This is a genomic window from Pseudomonas sp. PF05 (assembly GCF_056521845.1).
Genome location: NZ_JBWLPW010000028.1, coordinates 1 through 3,742, shown reverse-complemented (window position 1 = coordinate 3,742; position 3,742 = coordinate 1). Strand labels below are relative to the sequence as shown.

The 3,742-nt window shown below is 57.8% G+C and carries 1 protein-coding gene and 1 pseudogene; both read left to right on the top strand.

From position 1 onward, the window contains the following. The first annotated feature begins 332 nt into the window (after positions 1-332). Entirely contained in the window at positions 333-2,795 is a 2,463-nt protein-coding gene (locus tag AC09SL_RS28035; protein ID WP_058542699.1) for a TonB-dependent siderophore receptor, read from the top strand. A 275-nt stretch (positions 2,796-3,070) separates the two neighbouring features. Beyond that, positions 3,071-3,148: pseudogene (locus AC09SL_RS28030) on the top strand (nucleoid-structuring protein H-NS); the annotation flags it as partial. Positions 3,149-3,742: the final 594 nt, after the last annotated feature.

The following is a 3,742-nucleotide window of genomic DNA, read 5'->3' as shown; positions in this document are numbered from 1 at the left end:
CATCACACGAAACAAAAGGCCGTCGCCTAACAGCGACGGCCTTTTTTTTAATATTTTTCGCGAATGATAAATAAACTCATTCCGGTTTTTGGCACGTGCTGCGTCTTACTTAGGTATGTGGGCAAATCGGGTCGGGCAGGACGTCCAGGCACCGGGTTTGTCCAGCAAAGCTTTCGCCGTCGTCCAGCCAGATGACCGTGCCCGGGGAGGGGCCGGTCGGCCACGCACTGACATTGCCCTGGCGCAATCGACCGTGCGGGTTCACGTGTGCTGGCGAGCGGCGGGCCCTTCGGCCCCATGGACTTTTACTTCTATCAATAATAGAGAGCACGATGTCATCCATTCATGAGTTGAAACCTCTGTTCAAGGCACTTGTCATGTCCCGCGGCCTGCGTTCGCGGCGGGTGTTGGCCGGTCTGGGGTTGGTCTGCGTACTGCCCCTCAGCGCTCAGGTGATGGCTGAAGACGTCAGCATCAACATTCCTGCGCAACCACTGCCCCAGGCACTGCAAGCGTTTGGTCAGCAGACCAACCAGCAAGTGATCTACAACGCCGCTGACATGGCCGACCTGAAGAGCACCCGCGTCAGCGGCAAGATGAGCCCGCAGGCGGCTATTGCCGAGTTGCTCAAGGGCACGGGGGTGCGGTACAGCGTTGAGGGTAATACCTTGATGCTGGTGCGCGGTTCTGCGGGCTCGGTCATCGAGCTGGGTGCCACCACTATCAGCGGCCAGCAATTGGGTGTGATCACCGAGGGCAGCAACTCTTACACCACGGGGGCGGTGACCATCGGAAAAGGGGAGCAGAAGCTCAAGGATATCCCTCAGTCGGTCAGTGTCTTGACTCGCAAGCGCATGGATGACCAGAACATCACCAACCTGACCCAGGCCATTGAAAACACCCCAGGAATGAGCTCGATCAAATCACCCGGTCCCGGCATGTTCATCTATGCCCGTGGTTTCGACATCGAAGCGCTGCAGTACGACGGTGTACCGGTGCCGCGTAACGTGTACTCGCTGGGCAGTTACATTACCGAAAACATGGCTATTTACGACCGCATGGAATTCCTGCGCGGCGCTGCCGGCCTGTTGCAGGGTGCCAACAGTCCTGGTGGCGCGATCAATATGGTGCGCAAACGCCCGCAAGCCGCACCAACGGTTACGTTGAGCGCCAAGGCTGGCAGTTGGGATCGCTATGCAAGTCAAGCTGATGTCGGCGGCCCGCTGAACTCCGAAGGCACCATTCGCGGTCGGGCCGTGGTCAATTATGAAAAAGGCAATTCCTTCACCGACTACGTGTCGAACTGGGAGCAGACGGTCTATGGCGCTGTTGATTTCGACCTGAGCCCGGATACAGTGCTTGGCATCGGTGCCAGCAACAAGAAAGGCCACTCCACCCCTTACCTTATCGGTCTGCCGCGTTACAGCGATGGCACGGCCTTGAACTTGGGGCGCTCCTCGTTTGCCGGCGCCAGTTGGAACCGTGCGGTGAATGATCAGACCTCGGTGTTCCTGGATCTGGAACACCGCTTCAATGATCACTGGAAGGCCAAAGCCGCCGCGATGGCGATGAACGAGTCCAATGAAGCGACGTATCAGTTCATCACCGGGACGATAGCGGCCGATGGTACCGGTGCGCGTTATGCGGATTATTCCACCGACTTCTCCACCAAGACCCTTGGGTTCGATGCCTACGTCAATGGCGACTTCGAAGCACTGTCGTTCAAACAGAACGTGATGCTGGGCACCAACTACTCCAAGCTCAAAACCAATGATGCCTACGCCCGGGCTTTTACTCCCGGCGTGGATATCGACAACATCGATCATCATCGACCGTTTCCAACCTTTGACAGCATCGCCGACAGTGCAAACTTGACCGAAAGCACCTATGACGTGCGGCAGAAGGGCATTTACGGCACTTGGCGTGTCAACGTGACTGAGCCGCTGACGCTGATTGTCGGTGCGCGAGCCAGTTGGTATGACTTTGCCTATGATGCGCAGACCTACTTCGCCCGTGTTGCGAACGGTACCTCAAGCAGCACGGCCAAGCACAGCGGCAAGGTCACACCCTACTACGGACTGGTCTACGCCCTGAACGAGCAATGGTCGGCCTACGCCAGCTACTCTGATGTGTTCATTCCCCAGACCGTGCGGGATACAAGTCAATCGATCCTCAAACCGATCGAGGGCACCAACTACGAGCTGGGCCTCAAGGGCGAGCTGATGGATGGCCAGCTCAATACCTCGTTTGCGATCTTCCGTTACGATCACGAGAACCGTGCAGTCAGCGACATCAGCGGTGGTTACGCTTGTGATGGCTGGTACTGTTCGGTGGCCTCGGGCAAGGTCAGAAGCCAGGGTTTTGAAGCCGAAGTCAGTGGCGAAGTGGCGCCAGGCTTGCAGGTATCGAGCAGCTACACCTACAACACCACCAAGTTTCTGGAAGACGTGGATAACAAAGGCAAGGTGTTCAGTACCTGGACACCCAAGCACATGGTACGCATCTGGGCTGACTATCGGTTGCCGGGTGATTGGCACAAGGTCAGCGTGGGTGCTGGGGTCAACACCCAGAGCAGCACGGTTAGCTACGATCGCCAATTCGATCAGCCGGGCTTCTCCATTTGGAGCTCGCGAGTGGGGTATGACCTGAACGATGAAGTGAATCTGGCGGTGAACTTCAACAACATATTCGACAAGAAGTACTTTATTCCGTCCTACAGTCAGCTCAGCGCGAATAATTACTACGGTGATCCACGCAACATGATGTTCAGCGTGACTTACAAACCGCAGTTCTGATTTGCGCGAGAACTAGAAAAACGTCTTGTGCGTAATGCTGTTCACTTGGAAAAACGGCGCTTCTTTCAGGAATGGGAGGCGTCGTTTTTTTTGGGCGTGGGGAGGGGGCATATCCGTTTCTTCGGTAGTGGCTACTGGCGGTTCCGCTCTTACAGCGGGTCACTTTTGAAGAGCCCGGAAGCCGGCCCAGTCGAAAGTAACCACAACGCTCATGCCCCACCACTCGGTGCCTCGCCTAGGCTCGGCATGCCTGAACGAAGGCATCGCTCCGTGGGCCCACTGCGCAATACCTTCGTTCAGCCAGCGTGGTTAACGGGGCGCCCCAGATCAACGTCCACCGCGAGGCGGCCTGATAGCCGACCTGGTTCTTGGTGGGACCGCGTTTCTCCTGTGGGAGCGGGCTTGCTCGCGAAAGCGGAGGGTCAGTTTTCGGTGATGTTGGCTGTGCTGGCGTCATCGCGAGCAGGCTCGCTCCCACAATGAGATCGGAGTACGACCGGGAGAGCCAGGCCGGCTGTAAGGCCGCCTCGCGAGCAAGCTTTGCTCCCACAGATTCTGCTCAAACAGATCTGATGGGTGTACGACCGGGAGAGCCAGGCCGGCTGTCAGGCCGCCTCGCGAGCAAGCTTTGCTCCCACAGATTCTGCTCAAGCAGATCTGATGGGTGTACGACCGGGAGAGCCAGGCCGGCTGTCAGGCCGCCTCGCGAGCAAGCTTTGCTCCCACAGATTCTGCTCAAGCAGATCTGATGGGTGTACGACCGGGAGAGCCAGGCTGGCTGTCAGGCCGCCTCGCGAGCAAGCTTTGCTCCCACAGATTCTGCTCAAGCAGATCTGATGGGCGTACGACCGGGAGAGCCAGGTCGGCTACTAGGCCGCCTCGCGCTGGACGTTGATCTCGGCGCCCCGTTAACCACGCTGGCCGAACGCAGGCATTGTGGAGTGGGT

What these genes read in the sequence shown, in the direction of transcription:
- AC09SL_RS28035 (WP_058542699.1), top strand. Translation starts at nt 333, where the DNA reads ATGTCATCCATTCATGAGTTGAAACCTCTGTTCAAGGCACTTGTCATG.